21 protein-coding genes and 1 pseudogene are annotated in these 24,611 nt (G+C 51.6%); 7 read left to right on the top strand and 15 right to left on the bottom strand.

From position 1 onward, the window contains the following. Positions 1-14: 14 nt before the first annotated feature. Positions 15-3,302 (bottom strand): DNA polymerase III subunit alpha, encoded by a 3,288-nt coding sequence (gene dnaE, locus GYMC52_RS13935; RefSeq protein ID WP_173346440.1) that lies wholly within the window; start codon positions 3,300-3,302, stop codon positions 15-17. 104 nt (positions 3,303-3,406) lie between these two features. Between dnaE and GYMC52_RS13940 the strand changes: the two genes are divergently transcribed. Together GYMC52_RS13940 and ytrI are read left to right on the top strand one after the other, a co-directional pair. Continuing rightward, a complete protein-coding gene (locus GYMC52_RS13940; RefSeq protein WP_013524307.1) occupies positions 3,407-3,748 on the top strand; it encodes a YtrH family sporulation protein in 342 nt (113 codons plus the stop codon). Beyond that, entirely contained in the window at positions 3,745-4,248 is a 504-nt protein-coding gene (gene ytrI, locus GYMC52_RS13945; RefSeq protein WP_013144509.1) for a sporulation membrane protein YtrI, read from the top strand. Before GYMC52_RS13940 ends, ytrI begins: the two co-directional genes overlap by 4 nt. Before the next feature lie 152 nt (positions 4,249-4,400). Here the strand turns inward: ytrI and GYMC52_RS13950 are convergent, their stop codons facing one another. Continuing rightward, positions 4,401-5,348: a DHH family phosphoesterase gene (locus GYMC52_RS13950; RefSeq protein WP_013524308.1), complete on the bottom strand. Its 948-nt coding sequence runs from the start codon at positions 5,346-5,348 to the stop codon at positions 4,401-4,403. A gap of 100 nt (positions 5,349-5,448) precedes the next feature. On the opposite strand from GYMC52_RS13950, the gene GYMC52_RS13955 reads away from it, so the two are divergent. After that, positions 5,449-5,757: a YtpI family protein gene (locus tag GYMC52_RS13955; RefSeq protein ID WP_013144507.1), complete on the top strand. Its 309-nt coding sequence runs from the start codon at positions 5,449-5,451 to the stop codon at positions 5,755-5,757. An 85-nt stretch (positions 5,758-5,842) separates the two neighbouring features. Here GYMC52_RS13955 and GYMC52_RS13960 read toward each other — a convergent pair whose 3' ends face one another. Next, positions 5,843-7,150: a CBS domain-containing protein gene (locus GYMC52_RS13960; RefSeq protein WP_013144506.1), complete on the bottom strand. Its 1,308-nt coding sequence runs from the start codon at positions 7,148-7,150 to the stop codon at positions 5,843-5,845. A gap of 117 nt (positions 7,151-7,267) precedes the next feature. After that, positions 7,268-7,948, bottom strand: a complete 681-nt coding sequence (locus tag GYMC52_RS13965; protein ID WP_013524309.1) for a metal-dependent hydrolase — start codon at positions 7,946-7,948, stop codon at positions 7,268-7,270. 139 nt (positions 7,949-8,087) lie between these two features. Between GYMC52_RS13965 and GYMC52_RS13970 the strand changes: the two genes are divergently transcribed. Then, positions 8,088-9,182: a M24 family metallopeptidase gene (locus tag GYMC52_RS13970; protein WP_013524310.1), complete on the top strand. Its 1,095-nt coding sequence runs from the start codon at positions 8,088-8,090 to the stop codon at positions 9,180-9,182. A gap of 130 nt (positions 9,183-9,312) precedes the next feature. Here the strand turns inward: GYMC52_RS13970 and ald are convergent, their stop codons facing one another. From ald to GYMC52_RS19805, 3 genes are all read right to left on the bottom strand, one after another. After that, on the bottom strand, positions 9,313-10,431 hold the full coding sequence (ald, locus tag GYMC52_RS13975; protein ID WP_013524311.1) for an alanine dehydrogenase: 1,119 nt from the start codon (positions 10,429-10,431) through the stop codon (positions 9,313-9,315). Between the two features lie 89 nt (positions 10,432-10,520). Continuing rightward, positions 10,521-11,285: an SDR family oxidoreductase gene (locus GYMC52_RS13980; RefSeq protein ID WP_013144502.1), complete on the bottom strand. Its 765-nt coding sequence runs from the start codon at positions 11,283-11,285 to the stop codon at positions 10,521-10,523. 96 nt (positions 11,286-11,381) lie between these two features. Next, on the bottom strand, positions 11,382-11,522 hold the full coding sequence (locus GYMC52_RS19805) for a hypothetical protein (RefSeq protein WP_013524312.1): 141 nt from the start codon (positions 11,520-11,522) through the stop codon (positions 11,382-11,384). Between the two features lie 112 nt (positions 11,523-11,634). Here GYMC52_RS19805 and GYMC52_RS13985 point away from each other — a divergent pair, with 112 nt between their 5' ends. After that, positions 11,635-12,081 carry a universal stress protein gene (locus tag GYMC52_RS13985; RefSeq protein ID WP_013524313.1) on the top strand — a complete coding sequence of 149 codons (447 nt, stop codon included), beginning with the start codon at positions 11,635-11,637 and terminating at the stop codon, positions 12,079-12,081. An 86-nt stretch (positions 12,082-12,167) separates the two neighbouring features. Here the strand turns inward: GYMC52_RS13985 and argH are convergent, their stop codons facing one another. After that, the gene (gene argH / locus GYMC52_RS13990; RefSeq protein WP_013524314.1) at positions 12,168-13,547 is read right to left on the bottom strand and encodes an argininosuccinate lyase; all 1,380 of its coding nucleotides are present in this window, start codon (positions 13,545-13,547) and stop codon (positions 12,168-12,170) included. A 62-nt stretch (positions 13,548-13,609) separates the two neighbouring features. After that, positions 13,610-14,830 carry an argininosuccinate synthase gene (locus GYMC52_RS13995; RefSeq protein ID WP_013524315.1) on the bottom strand — a complete coding sequence of 407 codons (1,221 nt, stop codon included), beginning with the start codon at positions 14,828-14,830 and terminating at the stop codon, positions 13,610-13,612. 180 nt (positions 14,831-15,010) lie between these two features. Between GYMC52_RS13995 and GYMC52_RS14000 the strand changes: the two genes are divergently transcribed. Then, complete coding sequence (locus GYMC52_RS14000) at positions 15,011-15,343, top strand: hypothetical protein (protein ID WP_013524316.1); 333 nt, start codon at positions 15,011-15,013, stop codon at positions 15,341-15,343. Between the two features lie 314 nt (positions 15,344-15,657). Further along, complete coding sequence (locus GYMC52_RS14010; protein ID WP_013524318.1) at positions 15,658-17,316, top strand: acyl-CoA synthetase; 1,659 nt, start codon at positions 15,658-15,660, stop codon at positions 17,314-17,316. 44 nt (positions 17,317-17,360) lie between these two features. Here GYMC52_RS14010 and GYMC52_RS14015 read toward each other — a convergent pair whose 3' ends face one another. The 6 genes and pseudogenes from GYMC52_RS14015 to GYMC52_RS14040 all read right to left on the bottom strand — a co-directional run bounded on the left by GYMC52_RS14015 (position 17,361) and on the right by GYMC52_RS14040 (position 24,376). After that, positions 17,361-18,452 carry an ArsR/SmtB family transcription factor gene (locus GYMC52_RS14015; protein WP_230982703.1) on the bottom strand — a complete coding sequence of 364 codons (1,092 nt, stop codon included), beginning with the start codon at positions 18,450-18,452 and terminating at the stop codon, positions 17,361-17,363. A 38-nt stretch (positions 18,453-18,490) separates the two neighbouring features. Continuing rightward, entirely contained in the window at positions 18,491-19,687 is a 1,197-nt protein-coding gene (locus GYMC52_RS14020; protein ID WP_013524319.1) for an ATP-grasp domain-containing protein, read from the bottom strand. Beyond that, positions 19,680-20,909: an ATP-grasp domain-containing protein gene (locus tag GYMC52_RS14025; RefSeq protein WP_013524320.1), complete on the bottom strand. Its 1,230-nt coding sequence runs from the start codon at positions 20,907-20,909 to the stop codon at positions 19,680-19,682. Before GYMC52_RS14025 ends, GYMC52_RS14020 begins: the two co-directional genes overlap by 8 nt. Next, positions 20,906-22,081, bottom strand: a complete 1,176-nt coding sequence (locus GYMC52_RS14030; protein WP_230982704.1) for an MFS transporter — start codon at positions 22,079-22,081, stop codon at positions 20,906-20,908. Before GYMC52_RS14030 ends, GYMC52_RS14025 begins: the two co-directional genes overlap by 4 nt. A 16-nt stretch (positions 22,082-22,097) precedes the next feature. Beyond that, positions 22,098-23,150: pseudogene (locus GYMC52_RS14035) on the bottom strand (threonine aldolase family protein). Positions 23,151-23,854: 704 nt separating this feature from the next. After that, on the bottom strand, positions 23,855-24,376 hold the full coding sequence (locus tag GYMC52_RS14040) for a MogA/MoaB family molybdenum cofactor biosynthesis protein (protein WP_013524322.1): 522 nt from the start codon (positions 24,374-24,376) through the stop codon (positions 23,855-23,857). Positions 24,377-24,611 lie beyond the last annotated feature (235 nt).

Below are 24,611 nucleotides of genomic sequence, written 5' to 3' on the forward strand. Positions count from 1 at the left end.
TAGTAAAGAGTGACTTATTTGACAGCGACGCGCCCAGCACCGAATAGAGAGAGCAATTCGTCGACAAGCGGCGCGGTGAAGTCAACCGCATACCGTTCCGGCAGGCGGAGAAGCTTCCGCTTCGCTTCGTCGTATAAATAAACCGGAATGCTTCCGTGGTGTTGTTCGAGCAGCTGCTTCAACGCCGCAAGCCGCGGTCCGTCCGATAGCGCATGGCCTGCGTTAATATACAGCGCTGACACGAGCAGGCGCTCGGCGCGGCGGATGATGAGCTGACGCCGTCCGCCGCGCACCTCAATCGTTCCGGCAAGCAATACAAACTGTCCTTCTTTCAATATGTCCGCCGCGCGGCGGTAAACGTTCGGAAACGCCACCGCCTCCAATTCCCCGCTCTCATCGCCGACGGTGAAAAACGCCATTTCTTCACCCTGCTTTGTTCTCGTTTTCCGTATGCGGACGACCGCTCCCCCGACTACAGTTGACGGACCTTGCACATCGGCAACACACACCGCCCCCGCCGCTTGCAGCAACGGGCGGCACACCGCCGCCGGATGCGGGGTGACGGCGAAGCCAAGAAACTCCGCTTCCCGCCGCCGCCGTTCGGACAAAGGCCACGAATGTGCGGCAGCATATTTCGGTTTTAACGACAGCCCTCCGGCTTCGAGCGCCTGAACCCATTGCGCATGTTCGATCGCAATGTCAATGCTGGCAAGAAGCGAAGCCCGATCTGCACCGAACTCGTCAAACGCTCCAACGGAAATGAGCGCCTCGAGCGCCGGGCGCCCGAGCCCTTTTGGCAGCAGGCGAACAGCGAAATCAAAGAAGTCGGCAAACGGTCCGTTCGCTTTCCGCTCCTCGACAATCAGCTTCGCCGCCGAGCCGACTTGCTTCACCATCGCGAGCCCAAGGCGAATGGCACTCCCCTCCACAAAAGAGCGAAAACCGCTTTTGTTGACCGACGGCAAAAGGACGTTGATCCCTTTTCGCGCCGCCTCCCAATAGTATACCGCCGCTTTTTCTCGGTCGCCGGAAGCATTGGTGAGCATGACCGCATAAAAACAAAGCGGGTAATGAGCTTTCATATACGCCATCGCATACGACAACAGCGCATAGCTGACCGCGTGGCTTCGGTTGAAGCCGTAATCGGCAAAGCGGACGATGTGTCGGTACAGTTCCTCGGCGACTGCTTTCGGATAGCCGTTCGCCACGCAGCCGGCGACAAACGCCTGGTGCTGCTTGGCAAGCAGCGCTTTCTCTTTTTTCGCCACCGCCCGGCGAAGCACGTCCGCTTGTCCGAGCGAAAATCCGGCAAGCCGGGCGGCGATTTGCATAATTTGCTCCTGGTAGATCAACACCCCGTATGTGGGCGCCAAAATCGTCTCAAGATCAGGATGGGCATAGGACACCGGCTCTTCCCCGCGCTTGCGCCGGATGTAAACGGGGATCATTTGCATCGGCCCCGGACGATACAAGGCATTGACGGCGACGACATCTTCCAATTGCGACGGCCGCAGCTCGGCGAGCACGCGCTTCATCCCGCTTGATTCGAGCTGGAAAATGCCGTTTGTATCTCCAGCGCCAAGCAGCGCGTACGTTTTTTCATCATTGAGCGGCAGCGTGCGGATGTCAAACGGCTTTCCTGTCTGCCGCTCGATCAAACGCACGATCTGCTCGATCAACGTGAGCGTGCGCAAACCGAGAAAATCAATTTTCAGCAATCCAAGCGCTTCAAGCGCCCCCATCGCGTATTGCGTCAGCGGCCATTCGCCATGGCTTGGCTGCAGCGGCACGAAGCGAACGAGCGGCTCCGGGCTGATGATGACACCAGCAGCGTGGATCGACGTATGGCGCGGCAGCCCTTCCAGTTTTTGCGCAACAGCCAGCCACTCTCTCCCTTGCGGAACCGCTGCCACCGCGCGCCGAAAAGCGGCGGACTCGGCATGCCATTGACGAAGCGTCACACTTTGTTTGCTCGGCAAGAGCGCCGCAACCTGTTCCGCCTCCCGCCCAGGGACGCCAAGCGCTTTGGCCGTCTCGCGCAGCGCCGCTTTGGCGCCGAACGTGCCGAACGTAATGATTTGCGCAACGCGGTCGCGCCCGTATTTATCCGCCACATAGCGAATCACTTCTTCGCGCCGGCCATCAGGAAAATCCAAGTCAATATCCGGCACCGACGCCCGCTCCGGATTTAAAAACCGTTCAAACAAAAGCCCATACTTGATCGGATCGACATCGGTGATCGACAATGCGTAGGCGACAAGCGACCCGGCCGCCGAACCGCGGCCCGGGCCGGTTAAGATGCCGCGTCGGCGGGCGTAGGCGAGCACATCGGCGACGATCAAAAAATAGTCGCTGAAATGAAGCGACTGAATCACATCCAGCTCATGCGAAAGCCGACGCCAGTAGCGCTCATCGGCCGACGGCACGCGTCGGGCGAGCCCTTGTTCCGATAAGCGGCGCAAATAACTGTCGGCCGTCTCTCCGTCCGGAACGGGGTACGCCGGCAGCCGCCAGCCGCCAAACTCGATCTGCAGCTCGCATTGATCGGCGATCGCCAGGCTGTTCTCGAGCGCCTCCGGCAAGTCCGCAAACCGGCGCGCCATCTCCTCTGGCCCCGCCAAATAGCGGCCGTTATCGTCCTCAATGTCAGCGAGCAGCGCGCCGCGGCCGATGGCCTGCAAGCAACGCCACGCCACGGCATCGCTGCGCTCCACGTAACGGACGTCGTTCGTCGCCACGATCGGGACGCCGGTTTCCTCCGCCAGCTGCAACAACCCGGCTTCATATGGGGCTCGCGTTTGCTCGCCGCGCTGAACGGCGACATACAGCCGTCCTGGAAACAGCTGATGATAACGGCCAAGCGCCTCTTTCGCCCGCTCCCATTCCCCAGCGGCCACAAGCGACTCGACGCGTCCCTCGCTTCCGGGAGTGATGGCGATGATGCCGCCGCTTAAGCGCACAAGAGCGGCTTCCTCCATATGCTTTGTTTCCCCCATTTGCATCATGGTGCTGATTTCAAGCAAATGGCGATACCCCTCTTCATTGGCGGCCAACAGCACGAGCGGGAACGCTTCCTCCCCAGAAAGAGCGACATCAGCCGTCACGCCGATAATCGGGCGAATGCCGTTCTGCTTGCATTCCCGGTAAAACGGAATAGCGCCATACAACACATTCCGGTCGGTGAGCGCGAGCGCTTGATAGCCGAGCTGTTTCGCCCTCGCTGCAAGCGCCTCCACCGCCGCCGCACTTTGAAACAAACTGTATCCGCTCAACACATGCAAGTGGACGAACACAATGACCATCCCTCCCTCATCCGTGCGCTTGACGGGCGAAAACTTTTTTCACGGCTACATACTCCGTCCACCCTATTGATATACATAGATAAAAGAAAGGACGGGAAAAACACATGAACGAAAAAACAGCTTTTTTGCCAGCGTTTATTCAAAGCTATTTTATCGCCGTCGGCGTGCTGCTTGGCGGCGCCATCATCGGCGCGCTCGGAGCGTTTTTGAGCGGGGGCCAGCCGCTGACGGCCATGTATCGGTTAGCCGGCGATTTGCGCATTTGGGCGGTCGTCGCCGCCATCGGCGGGACGTTTGACACGTTTTACGTCGTTGAGCGAGGGCTGTTTTTAGGGGAAACGAAAGACATCGTGCGGCAATTTTTGCTCATTTTGTCCGCCATGGGCGGAGCACAGACCGGAGTGGCGATCATCACGTGGCTGACACAGGAGCACATTTCGCCATGAGAATTCCTCCGTATTACCAATACCCGTCATGGCAGCGCTTTTTTGCCGGCGCGGCGATCGGAGCGCTCATCAGTTGGTTTGTCTTTTTGTATATTTTCGGCGTCTTGCAGGAAAAACAAGTGCGGCACGTCAATGAGCTCAACGAACAGATCGCCGATTTGCAAAACGAAATTCGCATTTGGCAGGAAGACTATATTCATTACAATAAGGAAATGAAAAAAAAGCTGACCGTGCAGGACGTTTCCGTCCATCTCGCCAACGCCGAGCAATATAAACTTGATTCATACACGACGTTTCGCATTGAAGACAGCGTCAAAGAAGATTTGTCCCATTTGATTACGAAAGATATCGAAACGGTGTACAACAGCCGCGAACTGATTGAGCGGGCAATTGAAAACAAAACGTATACGATCCACGAGAAGACATACCGGCTTGAACTTCACACACTCACGATCTTTACCTTGTTGGCCGTCGAAGTGAAACTGACGCCGCTTCCGTAGAGCGCGCCTTGCCGCCCCATTCCGCCGCGGTGGAGTGCCAAACAAGCGCGTCTTGCGGGAAAAGAGGGTGTCCCGAAAGCCTTCGGGACGCCTTCTCCTATCAACATGACGCTTCATTTGAAACAACAACTTTTTAAAACCACCCGTTTCCGTCACCGCTCAGCCCGACAGACCGCTTTTACGTCTTCAATCACGCGATCCGCTTCCTCCCAAGAAGCAATGGACGCACCGGCTGCGAGCGGATGGCCGCCGCCGCCGTAGCGTTTGGCGACCACATTGATGACCGGCCCTTTGGAACGGAAGCGGACGCGGATTTCCCGTTCTTCCTCAATGAAAAACACCCAGGCGACAATGCCGTCAATATTGCCGAGCAAACTGACGAGCTGCGACGCCTCAAGCGGGGTGACGCCGTATTCCTCAAGCAGCGCCCGCGGCATTTTCACAGCCGCCACCCCTTCCTCGATCATAAAGTTCGACAACACATAACCGCTTAAGCGGGCGAGCGGCAAGCTCGTCCGATACAATCCGTCGTACAATTCCGTCAGCGAAAAGCCGTACGAAATGAGCTCCCCAGCGTAGCGGAACGTTTTTTCACTTGTGCGCGGAAACAAAAAGCGGCCCGTATCGCCGACAATGCCGGCGTAAATGAGACGCGCCGCCTCAACGGTCATCGTCAACCCTTCCTCTTTCCCCGCCAAATAAAACTCATAAATCATCTCGCTTGTCGAACTGGCGGCGGTATCGACCCACATAATGTCGCCATACGGCGTGTCGTTCGGATGATGGTCAATTTTAATGAGCTTTCGCCCGAGCCGATAGCGGCTGTCGCAAATCCGCTCCTCATTAGCTGTATCGCAGACGATCACGAGCGCCTGCGCGTACACAGAATCATCAATGACATCCATGTTCCGCAAAAACGACAGCGACGGATCGTCCGTTCCGACCGCGTACACCCTTTTTTTCGGAAACGACGCCCGAAGCAACGCCGCCAACCCGCCTTGCGACCCGTACGCGTCCGGGTCCGGGCGAACATGGCGGTGGATGATGATCGTGTCAAATTCACGAATCGCATCAAGAATTTGTTGATGAACCGGTTTCATTAGTTCTTCCCCTTTAGTCACCTGTCATATTCAACCGCTGGCATTTTTCCCTGCTTCTATGTACAATGAAAAAAGAAATGAACAACGGAGGGACCCAACCATGCCAGCCCTGGTTATTTTCATTATATTTTCCTTTTCGTTTTACGTCTATTATAAAATCCGCTACGTCCGCTCCCATCGTCCGATGGAACGCCGCTTTCTCTCGGCGAAATCGAGCATGGCGCTTGGACTGTTTGTTGCCTTGTTCGGGATCAACCAATTGTTTTTGTATCAGACAACCGTGACCTATATCATCTGCGCCATTTTTATCGCCTTAGGCTTCGGGAGCGTTTGGGCCGGCTACCGCGCCTACCGCTGCTATCTGCCGCAGGCGGTCGAAGAGGCAAAGGAAGCGGCAAAACAAGGGTAATGCCGTTTGGTGTATGCGCCGGCCAACGATAAAGGAAAAGGATGTTCCAATGAGGAAGTGGACATCCTTTTTTTGCCTTTACCGTTTATCGGTCGATCAGCTGGCACATCATCATGGCTTTGCCGACAAGATCACCTTCGTTATACACTTCGACATCCACTTTCCCGAACTTGCGCCCGAGCTCTAAAAGCTTTGCCCGCACGTCGACCGTGCTGTCGATTTGCACCGGCTTGATGAAGTAAATCGTGATATTTTCCATCACCAAATCGCCGCGTTTGTACGCGCGAAGCATGCGCGCCGCTGCTTCGGTGACGATTGTCGTAAACACGCCGTACGAGAGCGTCCCTAAATAGTTCGTCATCTGCGGCGTAATCGTGCAGCGAAACAGCGTTTCTTTGTCGCCTGACTCACGAAACTGGGCGGTGATGAGATCATCGATCGTCTCCCCGACTTGCGGCTGGCGCTGCGCCATTTGCAGCGCTTTTAACACGTCTTGGCGGCTGATGATCCCTTGCAGCCGGTTATAGTCATCCACCACCGGGAGAAGCTCAATTCCTTCCCATACCATAATATGAGAAGCAAACGCCACTGACGTTTTTCCGTTCACCGTAATCGGCTGCTTCGTCATCACCTTTTCGATCGGCAGCTGCCGGTCGACATCCAGCACGTCTTTTGCCGTCACAACCCCTTGCACTTTCAGCTCATCATCGACGACCGGGAACCGGCTATGGCGCGTCTCTTTGTTCAACGCATACCACCGCTCAATCGGATCATTGACGCGCAAGTACGCTGTTTTGTCAAGCGGAATGAGAATATCCTCGACCAACACAATTTCTTTTTTGATGAGCTGGTCGTAAATCGCCCGGTTGATCATCGTCGCGACCGTAAACGTGTCATAGCTCGTCGAAATGATCGGCAGCTGCCGCTCATCGGCGAGCTTTTTCACGTGGTCGGCCGTGTCAAACCCGCCGGTGATGAGCACGGCCGCCCCCGCCTGAAGCGCCAGCTCGTGCGCCTTCGTCCGGTTGCCGACGATAAGCAAATCCCCTGCGCCCGTATAGCGCATCATCGCCTCCAGCTGCATTGCGCCGATGACAAAACGGTTGAGCGTCTTATGCAGCCCTTCACGTCCGCCAAGCACTTGGCCGTCCACAATGTTGACAACCTCGGCGTACGTAAGCTTCTCAATGTTTTCCTTCCGTTTCTTCTCAATCCGGATCGTGCCGACGCGTTCAATCGTGCTCACATACCCTTTGTTCTCGGCGTCCTTGATCGCCCGGTACGCCGTCCCTTCGCTTACGCCCATTTCCTTGGCGATCTGCCGGACAGAAATTTTCTCGCCGATCGGCAGCCGGTGGATGTATTCCAAAATTTGCTCGTGTTTTGTCGCCAACGGTTCTTCACCCTTTACGCGTTTGTTACTTTCATTATAACGGGCCTGGCGGCGGGGATTCAACGGTCGCGCCGGCCATCATAAAGCGCCCTTCCCAAAGCGGGAAGGGCGCCTCTGTTACAGCTCGATGCTTTCCCCCGGTTTCAACGCGCGGCCGACGCCCTGCGGAAGGAGCGAGACGAACCGCTCGGGGTCTTGGGTGATCGGTGGGAACGTGTTGTAATGGATCGGCACGACGAGTTTCGCCCCGAGCCACTCGGCGGCGACCGCCGCGTCTTCCGGCCCCATCGTGAAGCTGTCCCCAATCGGCAAAAAGGCGACATCGATGTTATGGCGCTCGCCGATCAGCTTCATGTCGGAAAACAGCCCGGTATCGCCGGCATGATAGATCGTTTTGCCTTCGGCCGTGAACAAAATGCCGGTCGGCATGCCTAAATAAATGATTTGCTTGTCGTCCGTCACAAACCCGGAGCTGTGGAACGCCTGCGTGAACTTGACCGTGCCAAAGTCAAATTCGCGCGCCCCGCCGATGTTCATGCCAAACGTCTCGACGCCTTGCCAGCTTAAATACGTCGCCAGCTCAAATGTGGCCACGACAAGGGCGTTGTTCCGCTTGGCGATTTCAACCGTATCGCCGACATGATCCCCGTGCCCGTGCGTCAACAAAATGACATCCGCTTTCACATCCGCCGCGTTCAAATCGGTCGTCGTATTGCCGGTGATGAACGGGTCGATCAAAATCGTTTTTCCGTTCGTCTCAATGCGGACGACCGAATGGCCATGGTAGCTGATTTTCATCGTCACATCTCTCCTTTCCACTACACATGATTCGCCGCCATCCATCCATTTCCTTCTTTTCCCGCCTGTCCATTTACAAACGGCCCGTTTCTTGGTACGCTCAAAACGGACGATCACGAAAAAAGGAAGGAAGGGAACGATGAACCAACGGCTGGATGCTTTTTCATCATGGCTTCAACATCATGATGATTCATTTGCCTTCATTACGTCAAGCGCCAACGTTTTTTATTTGAGCGGCTTTTTTTGCGATCCACACGAGCGGCTGCTTGCATTGCTTGTCTTCCCTGACGGCGAGCCCGCGCTCGTCTGTCCGCAAATGGAAGTCCCGCGCGCCCGCCGGAGCGGCTTTGGGTATACGGTGATCGGCTACGACGACAGCACCGACCCATGGGAAGAGATCGGGCGCCATCTCGAAGCGCGCGGCGCAAAACCCGGCTTGATTGCCATCGAGAAAAACCATTTGTCGTTCGCCCGTTTCGAGCGTCTCTCGGCATTGTTTCCAAACGCCGCATGGAACGACGCCGAAGAAAAGCTGCGCCAGCTTCGCCTGATCAAGGATGAGCAGGAAATGAAGGTGTTGCGCCAGGCGGCGGAACTTGCCGACAAAGCGATCGAAATCGGCGTCTCGGCCATCCGCCCGGGCGTGACGGAGCTCGAACTTGTCGCTGTTATTGAATATGAGCTGAAAAAACTCGGCGTTGAAGGGATGTCGTTTCCCACGACCGTGCTCACGGGCGCAAAATCAGCCGATCCGCACGGCGTGCCGGGAACGGCGGCGGTCGCACCGGGGGATTTCGTGCTGTTCGATTTAGGCGTCATCGTCGATGGGTATTGCTCCGACATTACCCGCACCGTCGTCTGTCAGACGGCAAGCGACGAACAGCGGCTCATTTACGATACCGTTCGGCGCGCCCAGCAGGCGGCGATCGACGCCTGCCGCCCGCAAACCGCGATGGGCGAGATCGACCGCGCCGCCCGAAACGTCATCGAACAAGCCGGCTACGGAGACTATTTCACCCACCGCGTCGGGCACGGCTTAGGGATCGAGATCCACGAATACCCATCGCTTCATGGCGCCAACAACGAACCGCTCGCCCCCGGCATGGTGTTTACAATCGAACCGGGCATTTACGTCCCATCCATCGGCGGCGTGCGCATTGAAGACGACGTCGCGGTCACGGATCATGGGGTTGAGGTGTTGACGTCGTTTTCGAAGGAGTTGATCATTGTTTAACGAGAGAGGCCATTGGCAAAAGCTGCCGCGAATGAGCGCATCAAAAAAGCTGTCCACCGGCCCGATCCCCAAGCCGATTCGGACAGCTTTGTTTTCTCATCGCCATCAAGGCGGCTCCATCTTCATGATTTCATCCGTGCAACAACGAATGAACATCCGTATACGGCATGTTGTGCGCCGCCGCGACCGCTTCGTACACGATGTGCCCGTCGAGCGTGTTGATCCCTTTTAACAGCGCCGGGTTATCCAAGCACGCGGCGCGGTAGCCTTTGTTGGCGATTTGCAAGGCGTATGGGATCGTGACGTTCGTAAGCGCGAATGTCGACGTGCGCGGCACAGCGCCCGGCATGTTCGCGACGGCGTAATGGACGACGCCGTGCTTGACGTATGTCGGATCGTCGTGCGTCGTGACGCGGTCGGTCGTTTCGAAAATGCCGCCTTGGTCAATGGCGACGTCGACCAACACCGAACCTGGCGTCATCGAGCGCACCATCTCTTCCGTCACAAGCTTTGGCGCTTTCGCCCCCGGGATCAAGACGGCGCCGACGACCAAATCCGATTCCCGCACGCATTCGGCGATATGATACGAGTTGGACATCAACGTCGTCACTTGGTCGCCGAACAAATCATCGAGCTCGCGCAGCCGCTCGGCGTTAATGTCCAAAATCGTCACGTCCGCCCCGAGGCCGACCGCGATTTTCGCCGCGTTCGTCCCCGCTGTGCCGCCGCCGATGATCGTCACTTTGCCGCGCCGCACCCCGGGCACGCCGCCAAGCAAAATGCCTTTCCCGCCGTGCGGCTTCTCGAGAAACTGGGCTCCGACTTGCACCGACATGCGGCCGGCGACTTCACTCATCGGCGTCAACAGCGGCAGCGAGCCGTTCGCAAGCTGCACCGTCTCGTAAGCGATGCCGACCACTTTTTGCTCGACGAGCGCTTTCGTGAGCGCTTCGGCCGCGGCTAAATGCAAATACGTAAACAAAATCAATCCGGGGCGAAAATAGCGGAACTCCTCAGGCAGCGGTTCTTTCACTTTCAACACCATCTCCGCCGCCCAGGCATCTTCCGCTTTCGTCACGATCACTGCCCCGGCTTTTTCATATTCAGCGTCGGAAAACCCCGACCCAGCGCCGGCTTCCGTCTCCACATACACGTCATGCCCCGCTTTGACGAGCGTCATCACGCCTGCCGGAGTGATGGCGACGCGGTTTTCATTGTTTTTGATTTCTTTTGGAATGCCGATCTTCATCACTTTTTCCTCCTTTTTCCTTCCCGCTTCTTCTTTTATTGTGCCCCGTTTCGCGCAAAAGCAAACGAAAAAAGGAGGAGGCGCTGTTCTCAACGGAAAAGGTGGCGGTAAATGACGTTCGCTCCGCCGGTGACGTCAATGACGGCGCCGGTGATGAAATCCGAGTCGTCCTCGCATAAAAACGCGATCACGCGGGCGATATCTTCGCCAGTCCCCGGGCGCCCGACCGGCGTTTCCGCATCCCTTCTCGCGCGGGCGTCGGCGATCCCCGCCTCTTTCATGGCGCCGACAATGTTGCCCGGGCACACCATATTGGCGGTAATTCCATATTCCGCCTCTTCCAGGGCGATCGTTTTCGTCAGCGACACAAGCCCGACTTTCGCCGCGCCGAACGCCGAGCGGTGCACCCAGCCCGGGGCATCCGCCGCTCCTTGAAATCCGTACGTAATGATGCGGCCAAACCGCTGTTTTCGCATAATCGGGATCGTCCGCCTCACTAAATGGAAGACCGAGCTCAAATTGCCTTCAATCATTTCGTACCATTCGTCTTCCGTATAATCGGCCAGCTTTTTCCGCTCAAAAATGTACGGCCCTGCATTGTTGATGAGGCAGTCAATGCGGCCGAACCGCTCCATGGCGGCGTCCACAAGCGCCGCTAAATCGTTTTTGTCCGTCACATCTCCCTGCACAAACTGGAGGCGGTCAGCGGCGCCGCGGTACTTCTCGGCAAGCGAGCGCACCGCCTGTTCATCGCTCCGGTAGTTCACCGTCACCGAGTAGCCTTTATCAAGCAGCAGCTCGGTCACTTTTCTCCCCAATCCTTTCGCTCCGGCCGTAATCAAGGCGTGCCGCACCCTTCTCCCTCCTCGTCGCGATTTGCTGTCTCATTTTTACTTTACTATAAACCGGGGCGAATACAAAAAAATAACCATAACGCGTAGGCGCTATGGCTATTCGCCGACTTCGCGGCGCGGGTCGTAATACGATTCATCCTCGTCAACAATGCCGCTTTCATACGACTCGGTAATTTGCTCGGTGATCGTCCGCACTTCCTCCTCATCGTACGGCCAGTCATTATACCGCTTTTCCATTGCTCTTCCTCCCCTGTTCACAAAATCTCAATATATGGCCTAGTTTCTCGTCAAAGGGCGATGGGTATACCATATATAGAGATAGCATTTTTCACCAAAGGGAGGGGAGAACATGACCATGGCCTACCAAACGATCGTCGTCGCCGTCGATGGCTCGAAGGAAGCGGAATGGGCGTTGAAAAAAGCGATCCAAATCGCCAAGCGCAACGGAGCGAAACTCATTTTGACCCACATCATCGATTTGCGCGGGTTCACAACCGTGGAAGCGCACGATTACGCCCTCGCCGAACGATGTGAGCAATATGCGAACGAACTTCTGGAACGGTATAAAAACGAAGCCATCGCCGCCGGGCTCGACGATGTGGACATCGCGGTCGAATTCGGCTCGCCGAAAGTGAAAATCGCCAAAGACGTCGCTCCGAAATACAAAGCCGACCTCATCGTTTGCGGGGCGACCGGGTTGAACGCTGTCGAACGGCTCTTGATCGGCAGCGTTTCCGAAAACATCGTCCGCCATGCGAAATGCGATGTGCTCGTTGTAAGGACGCCGAAAGAATAATGTCTTCGTCACACGAAGCAGATGGACCGAAAAACTTCCTTGTCCGATGCGAAAACATGTGACGGTCAAAAAAGAACACCCCGCCGTTACGGGGTGCTAAGCAACTGTTTCGCCTTCGCCAGCGCCGCGCGCACTTCGGCAAAACCGGTGCCGCCGGCGCTGTTGCGGCGGTTGACGGCCGTGCGCGGGTTCAAGGCGTCATAAATATCGGCTTCAAACAGCGGCGACGCTTCCTTATACACCTCAAGCGGCAAATCGGCCAAAAAGACGCCTTGTTCGATGCAATGCAAGACGAGCTTTCCGACGACCTCATGCGCCTCGCGGAACGGGACGCCTTTTGCCGCCAAGTAATCGGCAAGCTCGGTCGCGTTCGAAAAGTCTTGTTTCGTCGCCCGCTCCATCACGTCCGTGCGCACGTTCATCGTCTCAATCATGCCGGTGAAAATTTTCAGCGACCCGATGACCGTCTTCACCGTATCGAACATGCCTTCTTTATCTTCTTGCATATCTTTGTTGTAGGCGAGCGGCAGCCCTTTCATCACCGTCAACAAGGCCATTAAGTGCCCATACACGCGCCCGGTTTTGCCGCGGATGAGTTCGGCCATGTCCGGGTTTTTCTTTTGCGGCATGATGCTGCTGCCAGTCGCAAACGCATCATCCAGCTCAATGAACTGAAACTCTTGGCTTGACCAAAGAATCAACTCCTCGGCCAACCGCGACAGGTGCATCATGAGCATCGAACTGTTGCTTAAAAATTCGATGATGAAATCGCGGTCGCTCACTGCATCAAGGCTGTTTTCGTAAATATCGGCAAAGCCCAAAAGCTCCGCCGTCCGATGCCGGTCGATCGGAAACGTCGTCCCGGCGAGCGCCCCGGCGCCGAGCGGCGAGCGGTTGATGCGCTTTTGCGACTCGGAAAACCGCTCATAATCGCGCTCGAGCATCCAAAAATAAGCCAGCAGATGGTGGGCGAACGAAATCGGCTGCGCCCGCTGCAAATGCGTATATCCAGGCATGATCGTTTCGACATGCTTTTCGGCTTGAGCGACAAGCGCCCGCTGCAGCCCGCGGATGAGGCCGAGAATCTCTTCAACCCGCTTGCGCAAGTATAGATGCATATCGGTCGCCACTTGGTCGTTCCGGCTCCGTCCAGTGTGCAGCTTGCCGCCGACCGGTCCGATGTCGTCGATGAGCATTTTTTCAATGTTTAAATGAATGTCCTCGTAGGCAATGGAAAATTCGAGCTCCCCTTGCTTCGCCTTTTCCAACAGGCGGATGAGCCCGCCTTTGATCTGCTCCACATCGTCTTCAGGCAGGATGCCGCATTCGCCAAGCATCGTCACATGGGCAAGGCTGCCTTCAATGTCTTCTTCAACGAGCTCTTGGTCGAATGGGATCGACGCGCCAAACTCGTCGACCCATTCTTCCGCTGTTTTCGTAAACCGTCCGCCCCAAAGCTTTTTCACGAATCTCGCCGCAGAGGAATGCGACTTCCTCCTTCCTTTCATGAAGTTCCCTTCATTTTCCTTCATTGGCCGGTCGGCACCGACGCCTTGTTTTGCTTGTTCACGATGCTGTGCACTTTCGTCGGCAGGCCGTACAGCGAAATGAATCCGACCGCCGCTTGATGGTCAAATTCATCTTCGGACGTGTATGTTGCCAATTTTTCATCATAGAGCGAGAACGGCGATTTGCGCCCTTCGACGATCGCATGGCCTTTAAACAGCTTCACGCGCACGACGCCGGTGACGTTTTTCTGCGTTTCTTTCAAAAACGCGACCAACGCGTCTTTCAGCGGTGAGAACCAAAGACCGTTGTAAATGACTTCGGCGATTTTTTGTTCGATGATCGGTTTGAAATGGGCGACTTCTCTCACCAATGTCAAGTCTTCCAGCTCTTTATGCGCTTTAATGAGCGTGATCGCCCCGGGGCATTCGTACACTTCGCGCGACTTGATGCCGACAAGGCGGTTTTCGACGTGGTCGATGCGGCCGACGCCATGCTTGCCGGCCAACGCGTTCAGCTCCAAAATCAATTGCGCAAGCGGATACGCCTTCCCGTTTAACGTCACCGGCACGCCTTGTTCAAAGCCGATCTCGATGACATCGGGCACATCCGGCGCGTTCTCAAGCGAAGCCGTCAGCTCATACGCCTCTTCCGGCGGCGCCGCCCACGGGTCTTCCAAAATGCCGCACTCGTTGCTTCGTCCCCACAAGTTTTGGTCGATGGAAAACGGGCTGTCAAGGTCAACCGGAATCGGAATGCCGTGCTTTTTCGCGTATTCGATTTCTTCCTCGCGCGACCAGCTCCACTCGCGCACCGGGGCAATCACTTCCAAATCTGGATTGAGCGCTTTGATCGACACTTCAAAGCGCACTTGGTCGTTCCCTTTCCCCGTGCAGCCGTGAGCCACCGCCACCGCGCCTTCGAGCTCGGCGATTTCAACGAGTTTTTTCGCGATGAGCGGACGCGACAGCGCCGAAACGAGCGGATATTTCCCTTCGTACAACGCGTTCGCCTGCAAGGCGATGAGCGCATACTCGTTCGCAAATTCGTCTTTGACGTCGATGACATACGATTTGATCGCCCCGACTTTGAGCGCTTTTTCTTTCACGAAATCGAGGTCTTTCCCTTCCCCAAGGTCCAAGCAGCACGCGATCACATCATATCCGCGCTCCTGGAGCCACTTGATCGCGACTGATGTATCTAAACCGCCAGAGTATGCCAGCACCAATTTCGGATTTGCCATGGTCGTTCTCCTCTCCTTTCACATAAATATACTTAAACATAAATAAATATTCAAATTTAATACATTATCACTTTATCAGCTTTCGGATCATTTTTCAATACACATTCATAAAAAAGCATAAAAATTCCACCACGCTCTAAGGGGACGTTTCATATAATAGAAGAAAAGGAGGCCATGAGGATGAACGGCATCTTCATCGAAGACAAACGGCTCGGCATCCGCCTGCCGCATCTGGACAAGCCTTGGGAGGACTACAGCCCAAACGAACAAGAGGCGATTTTACTGGAATGGGAAACGATCCGCGGCTTGATCCCCGACCGCATCGCCGAACTGGAGCGGGAAATCAACAAAAAACAAGACGAACTCGGCCAAGAAGCGGATTTCGCGCGCTCGTGCCAGCTCAATGCTGACATCGCCGAACTCGCTTCGATCGTCAACGATTTGTGGATTTGGTATCGCATTGTTCCATCCGTTTCATCGCGACACGGAAAAAAGCGGGTCGAAAAACCATAACACCCCATAACAAATAAGCGCCGATGCCGCTTATCCCTTTTTGAAGACGGCAGACAAACCATGCGGCCCGATTTTGACCAGAAGATCGGGGATTGATGCAGCGGATTCCGTTGCGATGACAAAGGATACGCTGTCGCAAACGAAAGCTTTCTTCGCGATTGAGAGGAGCGCTCAAGCTGGGGAGCTCCTCTTTTTTCATTCTATCCCCTTTCTCCAATGGTTTCCATTTATTATCCTTAAAAAATATATTGAATTTTATTTCTATTTTAATTATTATTGATTTGACTCCTTTTCACACAACGGAGGGATCAGACATGGCCAACAATCTATCACCTGCCTCACTCATTCAATCATTTTCTTGGGATCAGGCATTCGCTCATTACGACTGGGATCCCCGCAGCCGGTTCAACGCCGCCCATGAAGTATGCGACCGGTATGCCGAGGATCCGAACCGCATTGCGCTGTTTTATGAAAACGCTTTAGGAGAGCAAAAAACGATCACCTATCGACAATTGCGCGATTGGTCCAACCAAATGGCGAACGTGTTCCGCAAGCTGGGCGTGAAAAAAGGGGATCGCGTCTGCGCGCTGATGCCGAAAAACCCGGCCCTTGTCGTCTACATTTTGGCGGCTTGGAAAGTCGGCGCCGTGTATGTGCCGCTCTTTACCGCGTTTGGCCCACAGGCGATTGAATATCGCATCAACCATTCCGAGGCGAAAGTCCTCTTGACGAACAAGGAACAGCGCGCCAAACTGCCGCCGCGGGACAACATGCCGACATTGGAACACATTTTTGTCATTGACGGACCGTCTCATGATCAAGACCAGCCATTTTGGGAAACGCTTTCGAAAGAGTCGACTGAGCACTCGATCGAAGAAACGACGGTCGACGATCTGCTCGCGATTCAGTATACGTCCGGCTCGACCGGGATGCCAAAAGGCGCCATGTGGCCGCATAACGTGCTCATCAACATTTATCCGTATATGCGCTATGCGATTGGCCTGCGCGATGACGATGTCTTTTTCGGCGGGGCGGATCCGGGCTGGGCGTACGGGCTGATCTTTTGCACCTTCGCGCCGATGGCCTTTGGCGTGCCGATCGTCTTTTACGAAGGGCCGTTTAAGCCGGAGACGTGCTATTCCTTGATGGAAAAATACCGGGTGACCAATTTCGCGTACGCCCCGACCGCGTACCGGGCGATGGCGGCGGCCGGCGCGGACGTCATTCGCCGCTATCAACTGAACGTGCGCGCCATGAGCTCGGCCGGCGAGCCGCTCAATCCGGAAGTCATCCGCTTTTTCCAAGAGCACGTGGGCGTTACGATCCATGACCATTATGGCTTGTCGGAAACGTTGATGCTGATCGGAAACTTCAACGCCGCCGAGATGGAAATCCGGCCCGGATCGATGGGATGGCCGCTGCCGGGCTTTGACGTGGCCCTGCTCGATGAGAATGGAACCCCAGTCGCCGACGGCGAAGTCGGACAAATTGCCTTTAACACCGACTCGATCCCCAACGTCTTTAAGGGGTATTGGAAAGACCCTGAAAAAACCGCCGAGCGGCTCGTCGGCAAGTGGTTTTTGACCGGCGATTTGGCGACAAAAGACGAAGACGGGTATTTCTGGTTCCAAGGACGGGCGGACGACATCATCTCGAGCGCCGGCTACCGCATCGGGCCGTTTGAAATCGAAAGCTGCCTCCTTGAGCATCCGGCTGTCGTCGAAGCAGCCGCCGTCGGGAAGCCGGATCCCGTCAAAGGGGAAATCGTCAAAGCGTTTGTCGTGCTCAGAGAAGGCTTTGCGCCGTCGGACGAGCTGGCCGACGAGCTGTCCTTGTTCGTCAAAACGCGCTTATCCAAGCATGAATACCCGCGCGAAGTCGAATTTGTCGCCGAACTGCCGAAAACGCCGAGCGGAAAAATCCAGCGGTTCATCCTGCGCAATCAAGAAAGGGAAAAGTCAATCAAGGCTTAACCGGCAAAGGAGGATGCCCCGACAACGGAGCATCCTCTTGGCCGTTATGGCTCATCGTTTCCGATGCCCAAGATCTTCTTTAAAACGGAGCAATAGTTCTTCACTTCCTTTTCGTTGATCTCATAGAGGTGATAACCGTTTTCTTTCCGCTCCATGATCAGATTGGATTGCTTCAGGAGATTTAAATGCCGTGAAACGGTAGCAACCGTAATATTTAACTGATCGGCCATCTCCTGCGACTTCATGTTTTCTTCATTCGCAATAAATGACAATATTTTCATCCGAACGATTTCAGACAATGATTTGGCAATATCGGCAACATACTGAAGCTGCTCCTCATCATATCGGATCTCCATCCGATTTCCGCTCAAGGAAAGCTCTTTCCCGTTTATATAATGCCTTATATCATAAATAATATGAAGTTCACCGAGCCCCCAAACCAAAATAAATTTCGGTGACACAAAATACGAGGGATACAGTTTGATCAACTTCGTCTCTTTCGTCGGAAACTGTTCTGGGATTGGGTAATCGTACAATAGTTTTCGAACCATTTTCTCAATCCCCGACTGGTTGAGTTCCGCTCTCAATCGCTCATTCGCCTGATCCCAAAGAGGGGACAGGATTGGCTCAATATGGACGTAGCATTGCTGATAAAAATGTTCCCAAAGATAGGTCAGTTCCTGCAAATATTGCTCATAGTTCTGCGCGAATTCAAGCTGTTCGGCATTCACAAATCCGCCCAACGACGTGATTTTCGAGCGAATTTCATCGAACGGGGAAGCGGTTTGCGTTAGACAAATCTCGATCTCCTTTTCAGACAAGTAACGACCGAATAAATAATACAAAAACTCATACTGGGACACACGGTCGATATATGCCATGAGTTGAGAAAAGGTATGAGGAGCAGGCAAATCGACCAAAAATTCTGCGAGCTGTGCCCCATACTCATACCGACCGTAAAATTTTTTCAGCAACGATTCATGTTCCCGAAAAAACTGCTCAAAACGAGCAACCGGGAAATGAGGTTCACCATCCATTTTTCCCGATGAAATGTAACACTTCCTTAAACACGCCATCATTTCAAATAAAGAAGAGGTCGATAGTTCTACTTTACAATAATGGTTCACTTCTTCCATTGTGTATACAGCCATTCGACATCCCATACTTTCTGTTTTTATTCATGAACAATTTGATACTTCAACTGATCAACAAAATTGTCGCATAACCGCTGGCATTCTTCAACTGTCGACGAACAAACAATCACATGACCGGAGCGCGTATAAGAGTCCACCGTTTTCTTTATATGATCCCCTACTTGATAGTAGATGGCCCAATCTCGGATATATTCTCGATTGACTTCTGTGTCAAGAGAGATTTGTCGCAACATGCCCTCTGGAAACATAAAGAACTTGACAAGGCTTGCTTTTTTATAAATCGGTTTTACATCGGGCGGCATTTGGTTCATATAAGATAAAATTCCTAACTCATACTGGTTGAAACCAGACGCTAATTGATGTAAATAAGGGATAAAATCTCCCCCCGGTCTCGTATGCATTTCAATCACCACTGGTCTATCTTCTTCCACATCCCATTTAATCTCAATATGCCCCGGTCCATATTGGACATTCAACAAATGCAACACTTTCATCACCACTTGTTCGATTCGTTTGACTTTCTGTTGTTCCAGTCTCGCCGGCACAATATGCCCAGTCTCTATAAAGTGAGGTTTTCCGGTTGTTTGTTTTTCGGTTATTCCTAAAATGAAATGGGTTCCTCTCCAAGATACCGTCTCCACACTATATTCCGGGCCTTTAATATACGGCTCCAAGATCCACTCGTGAGGATGATCTTGATTTCTCTTTAACCATTTTTCCCACTCCTGTTGATTGGAAATATAATCAACCTCTTTGCTTCCAAATCCGTCAACCGGTTTGATGATGGCCGGCCTTGAATATGGAAACTGTTTAGGAAGAACAGATACCTTGCCACTCACAACGTCTAATCGTAATTCCGGATCCTTCCGCAAAATCTGGCGCATCAATTCTTTATTCCTCGTATTCACGACCGTTTCGAGCGAATTCGTTGGCAATTGCAACCTTTCACTAATATAAGCAGCCGTCTCTAGCCCTAATTCTGTAAAGCTTACGACGAGCTCCACTGTTTGATATAAACTCATGATTTTCTCAACAGTACAAAACACCTCTGTTTTCTCTGCAATGTCACGAACATAAAATACAACTTCGGCCAACTGCGCTATTTCCTTATCAATGCTTGAATACCGATCCGCGACAATAATGGGTTTGAGTCCACATTGAAATGCTGCTTCCGCTCCATAACGGCTTGCCCCTAAAATGATGATGTATTTATTCATGTACAATCCCCCATTCCAATCGATCCATCGCCTCTTGTGTCGAGGAGATCACGTTTTCCATACTATCGCCTTCTGCCATGACAAACCCTAACCTTTGGTAGCTGCTTTTAATTCCATTCGCCTTAAACGGCAACTTCCCTATACTTATCCTTTTTACTCCCGCTACTTTTTGCGCTTCCTCCATTCCCCTAACCGTTTGATATATCCCCTGTTCAACAGGGAGGATAAACTTAATGGCGGCATAGCGTTGTCTAGTGATCGTTACCTCTTCATATGTCCCGATTGATTGTAAAACAACATGTCTAACCATATCCACCCCTGCAGCGAATTCTACTAATTCGGGGATGCAGTCACCAGCCAGTCTAGGATTGACTTCAACCAAATATAAGTTGTTTCCGCGAACAAAAAATTCTATATGAGCCGCTCCATAGTTTAACCCCAATAGGTCCAGCAGTTTTTTGCATCTTTCTTCTAAATCGGAAAAAGGATTTAGTTTCGGACCCGTTACATGTCCACATTCAACGGCATGAGGACCGTACGTTTCTTTTTTCGTAACGGATATTAATTTCCAGCCATCAACTGTGTATAACATCTCGGCTGAAAATTCTTGTCCTTCAATCCATTCTTCAATCAGCCATTTCCTGGCCAGTTCATATCCGCGTTCATTACGCTGTCTTTGCCATTCGTGGCGCAGGGGCAGTTCTAAATCACGACGATTTTGACAAATCGTCACCCCATTACTTCCACTATCATCTACAGGTTTGATGACACAAGGAAACGAGATCTCCAAATTTATGATTTCGTCAGGATGATGGATGATATGGAAAGCAGGTTGCAAAAACTCTCTAAAATGTTGACTTTTTAGATAAGTTCTCATTATATGTTTATAACGAGCCCTTTTCAATGCTTCGATATCGTGACCCCTCACTCCCAAATAACTCGCTAATTCAGCAACTGGAATCAAGTGATAATCATCAAAAGCGAGGATTCCGGCAAATTTCACCTCAGAGCGTGCCAGTTCTTCTTTCATTCGATCCGTATCATACGTATTGATGATGACGACTTGATCAGCGAAGTTCAGCGGATGATCATCTGTCATTGCGCTATATTGTTCTAGGTTCATCGTCCAAAAATGGATTTTATAACCTAGTTGTTTAGCGATTTTCATCGCCTTCGTACCGGTACCTGTTGTATTCGTCTCGACAAATAACAAGTGCATCATCGACAGTCCTTTCTCTCTACTTGATTTTTATTCGTGAAGAAAGACATTTTTCTATATGGCAGCTGAAACATATAGCCAATAAAAATCACAATGCCTATCATGGTCAAGTAGAAAAAGGTTTGATGTCCAACGTACTGATATAAATTCAAACCAACGAATCCACCGATAGACTCCCACATTCCCCAAAGCACCCCTGATATTCCGAAGGCCCATGAAGAGCTTAACACCCCCTTTTTTTCTACAATCTGATGATCAATCGTAGGAACCCAAATGATTTCTGCGATGCTGAATAGGATCACGCTAACAAAGATGATCCAAAAATGATGTGAAATCCATAGCAAGAAATAAGATGCAGTGATAAGCACCAAAGCCAGCGCGTACCAATACTCCATTTTCCATTTCGGCTGTATTTTTGGATAGAAACCTTGAAGTGCAATAATCGTCACCGCATTCACCGTAAAAAACAACCCAATCGTTTTTCCTGAAAAATGTTGAGAAACGACAACAGGAAAAGTTGTAAATAGTTGTGTGTACAAAAACCAAAATAACCCTGAAAAAGCAATAAATCTTATAAAGATAAAGAAATGCGGGTCCGATCTGCTGTTTTTCACAAATTGTACGATATTGATTCCCTTCTCTGCATCCTCAATGGTGATGCGAGGCAATAGCAACGAAACCCCCCCGGCCAAAACATAACAAACAATCGCCGCAATGATGATACCAAAAGAATTCCAGTCCAATAACCATCCACCTAGAAAAGGACCAATGGAAGCACCGACGTTGACAGCAATGTTTAATAACGCAAAAGCCTGCAGCCTCTCATTTTCCTCTAATAAGGAAATATGTGTTTTCAAGCTTACATTGTAAAGCGAGATCGATATCCCCAATAGCAACACGATCACGAATATCAATGTATAAGAATGAATGATCGTTAACATTGTTAGCAACAAAGCGGATCCCCATAGACCAACGATAAGACTGTTTTTGATCCCAAACTTGTTGACAACTCCCCCAACCAGCACATTACCCGCCTTCGATACAAACGTAAATGCCGCCACTGCCAAACTGGTTTCCGTAATATCCAGATCTTTCATTTTAACTAGCCATAAAGAAAGCAACGGAACATACACAAAAAAACCAACGGAATTGAAAACCCTGATGCCAAACGTCAAAATTCCCTCATTAACCTTAAGAAACATACATGACCCCTCTCGTCAACTCTTTGCATACTGCTTCAATAATATTAGCTGCTTCATCTTCATTAACATTTCTACTAACCACAATCCTTACTTCATCAGGTAACCAAGGAAATAAAAGCAAGCCTTTTTTCTTGCACCTATCGACAAACTCAAATGAACTTATATGAAAGTTATTCACATGAAAAAAGATCATATTTGTTTCAACAGCATGAGGATCAACATACAGCCCATCTATTTTCGATAACATCATTGCTAATTTTTTAGTAAGCAGATGGTCTGTACGCAAATGGGATATATGATGTTTTAAAGCATACAGCGCCGCAGCTGCATACATACCTATTTGATGAAACCCGGCTCCAAATTGTTTTCTGTAAATCCTAGCTTTGCTGATCACTTCTTTTCTTCCCATAAGCATCGACCCAAATGGAGCGCCAAGTCCTTTTGCAAAACATACACTAAGTGAATCCACAAATTTTGCATAGTCCCTTAATGGAATGTTCGTTGCTACGTGTGCATTAAACAACCTTGCTCCATCCATATGTAAAGATATATTCTTCTCTCTCGTAAACCCATATAGTTGCTCAATTACTTTCAGAGGGAATATTTTCCCTTGATAATGATTAATCGTGTTCTCAATGGAAACTAATTGAGGGTGAGCGTAAAAAGGACCTCTAGGTTTAGAATGAATTAACTCCTCAACATGTTCGACTCTTAGGATCCCATCGGCTGTTCTGCATGTATGCAAAACGACTCTACTTAACATGGCAATCGAAGCACTTTCGTAAAAGTTTATATGATAGTTTGTTTCTGTAATCACTTCATTCCCTTCCGTTACTTGTGACTTTATAGCCAATTGATTAGCCATTGTACCTGTCGGAACAAACAGAGCATCCTCCACATGAAACAATTGTTTGCAATATTATTCCAATTCAATAACACTGCTGTCCTCTCCATAACAATCATCACCTACCAATGCATTAGCAATAACATTCCTCATTTCCTCTGTAGGCAAAGTCAATGTATCGCTTCTCAAGTCAATCATCGAACATCCCTCCTATAATTACGTAATTACGTAATTACGTAATTACGTAATTAATATTACTACTAATCCATTTTTTTGTCAACATTAAGAATAAAAAAGATGTGTTCGGCTCTTCACCAAAAGGTGTTGCTTGACTATTTCAAAACATGCCTTTCCGTTTAGTTAAGGAAAAATCAGCAAATCGATCTTTTGAATACATGGCGATACAATACAAAATCTTGCTTATCAAGTACACGTTGTGGTGATGAACCATGTGTTTACTAAACTGGAAACGAATCATATTCACTCTTTAACTATGGAAGAAAACATAAACTGTGGAAGAAAACATAAATTGATAAAACACAGGGGGGATTTTGAGAAAATCTCCAACCTCCACACGTGAGGACAAATGGTAGTTAGATGAATATTTGCTGTCTTTGTAAGGAAGCTAAATCGTAGGATGCATAAGGACACGAAGTCGAATTTGTCGCCGAACTGCCGAAAACGCCGAGCGGAAAAATCCAGCGGTTCATCCTGCGCAATCAAGAGCGGGAAAAATGCATCAAGGCTTGATGAATGAAAGAGGGTGTCCCAAAAGGATCGGGACACCCTTTCTTATTACCGTATATAGGTATAAAACAATCATTAAGAAACAATATGTTGTGTTTTGTTAAGGAAAATGACCCTTTTGGGTCAGCCCCTTTTTCGCTTATGTTCTCTTTTCGTCAACGCGGCGCCCTATCCTTTCGAATCTCCCGCACCACATGCCCAAGCTCAGGCAAAATGAGCTTCGTCATCGCGAGGCGCACAGCGCCGGTGGAGCCGGGAGTGCAAAAGACGGCGGTGTCCATCGCCACGCCGGCGACGGCGCGCGACAGCATGGCGGCCGGACCGATGTCTTCGGTGTAGCTCAAGAAGCGGAACAGCTCGCCAAAGCCGACGAGTTCTTTCTCAAGCAGCGCACCGACCGTTTCGATCGTCACGTCGCGCTTGGCGATGCCGGTGCCGCCGTTCGTGAGCACCGCATCGACATCGGCGCGGCGGCAGCCGTCAAACACTGCCTCGCGAATGGCGTCCGCTTCGTCTTTGACGATCTCATAGCCGACGACCTCATGCCCGGCTTCCGTGAGCAGCTCGATCATCAGCCTGCCGCTTCGGTCGGTTTCCTCCGTTCTCGTGTCGCTGACGGTGATGACTTTGCAGCGGACGGTTTTGGGGGCTTCTTGTTTATGTTCGCTTGTGCTCATCGGTTCACGATCCCCCTTTCTTTATTTTTTTGTCTCTATCGTACACAACTGAAATACGGTTCGCAAATCATTTGTATCATAATAAACAGAATTGTTATAATATTATTAATTATATTACCACGACGATAAAAGGCCGTTCCACAGTCGGTTGCTCTTGTTCTCAAAACCTTTGGACTCGTTTTTCTCTCCCGACCTTGACAAATATCCGTCGCTCAAGATGCCCGTTTTTATGGAA

The sequence above is a fragment of the Geobacillus sp. Y412MC52 genome (assembly GCF_000174795.2).
In the GTDB taxonomy this organism is placed as follows: Bacteria; Bacillota; Bacilli; order Bacillales; family Anoxybacillaceae; genus Geobacillus; species Geobacillus thermoleovorans.